At 66.6% G+C, this 1,266-nt stretch carries 2 protein-coding genes and 1 pseudogene; 2 read left to right on the top strand and 1 reads right to left on the bottom strand.

Annotation, left to right across the window (positions count from 1 at the left end; translation table 11 throughout):
- Positions 1 to 489: pseudogene (locus A5652_RS11980) on the bottom strand (LuxR family transcriptional regulator); the annotation flags it as partial.
- A gap of 11 nt (positions 490 to 500) precedes the next feature.
- Between A5652_RS11980 and A5652_RS11975 the strand changes: the two are divergent.
- On the top strand, positions 501 to 773 hold the full coding sequence (locus A5652_RS11975) for a response regulator transcription factor (protein ID WP_067350967.1): 273 nt from the start codon (positions 501 to 503) through the stop codon (positions 771 to 773).
- 45 nt (positions 774 to 818) lie between these two features.
- Positions 819 to 1,266: ATP-binding protein (locus A5652_RS11970; RefSeq protein ID WP_156745292.1), on the top strand; the 448-nt coding region annotated here is incomplete at its 3' end.

The following is a 1,266-nucleotide window of genomic DNA, read 5'->3' as shown; positions in this document are numbered from 1 at the left end:
GGTGAGGCTGTCCCAGCCCGTTTTTGCTCGCGGGTGGCTGACGATGCGCCGTTCCACGCCCAACCCACGCAGCGCGCGGCCGACCCGACGGGCGTCGGCGGTCGCCCCGCACTCGATGTAGGTGTCGAATGCCGCGTTCAGTTGATCGAGGGCCTCAGCGTTGCGCTCTGCGCGAGCCAGCTCGCCGCCGGCGTCCTCGGCAGCGCTGGCGTAAAGAAGCGGCCGCGAAGAAGTGCGAAGCAACTCCGCAACAGCCACCAACGACTGGGCATCGTGTTCGAGGATCGCGCGGGCATACCGAGCCACCGCCGCCAGCAGTGGCACCGCAGGTCGTTCACGCTCAAGCACCTCGGCGGCCTGCAAGACCCGCGCGCGCAAGCCGGCATCACCGGCGGCCGAGGCCACCCGCGCAGCCAAGATCAGCCGAACCAATGCATGGGGGAAAAGGGGTGTCCCCAGTAGGCTGATGTCGCCAAGCCAGCGCGCTGCGTGGGTTGGGCGTGGAACGGCGCATCGTCAGCCACCCGCGAGCAAAAACGGGCTGGGACAGCCTCACCGATTCCGAACTCAGGGTCGTCAACCTCATCGCACAGGGCGCGACCAACCGCGACGTCGCTACCGAGCTGCACCTCTCCCCCCACACCGTGAAGACCCACGTACGCAATGCGTTTGCCAAGCTCGGCATTACTTCCCGCGCCCAATTGGCGCAGCTCATGCGAGGCGCTGACCGATCGACAGCGCATCGGGTAGTCGACGTGCGCGGCCTAGAATGACGTGCACTGCAGTGACAGTCCGCTAGACGGAAGACAGGGAACCCCGTGGGGTCTTCAACCGGCTTATTTGATGTCGGCGGCCAGCGGCTGGTCACCCCGCCGATTCGGGGGCGGGCAGACGAGCTGAAACTGATCGGCGCACTGGTTACCGCGGTGGCCCAAGGGCGCGGGGGCGTTCTGGTCATCGAAGGTCCGCCCGGCATCGGCAAGAGTCGTTTGCTCACCGAGGTCTTGGCGCTCGCCGAGAAGGCCGGTGTTCGGGCACTGTTCGGCGAGGCGTTCGAGTATCAGCAGACGGTGCCGTTTTTCTCGCTGTTCATGGCGACGCTGCGCGCGGATCCCCCCGTCGGTGATGCGGAGGCTTTGCGTCGCTTGGGCACGTCGGCCGATCTCCGCTACTGGGTGGTGCACGATTTGGCCGACGCCATTCATACGGCAGCCGCACAGACCCCGCTGGCGATCCTTCTGGAAGACGTCCACTGGGCCGACAACG

The organism is Mycobacterium sp. 1165178.9 (assembly GCF_001673555.1).
GTDB lineage: Bacteria > Actinomycetota > Actinomycetes > Mycobacteriales > Mycobacteriaceae > Mycobacterium.
Note: the sequence above shows the minus strand (reverse complement) of the source record. Positions and strands in the feature narration are given on the sequence as shown.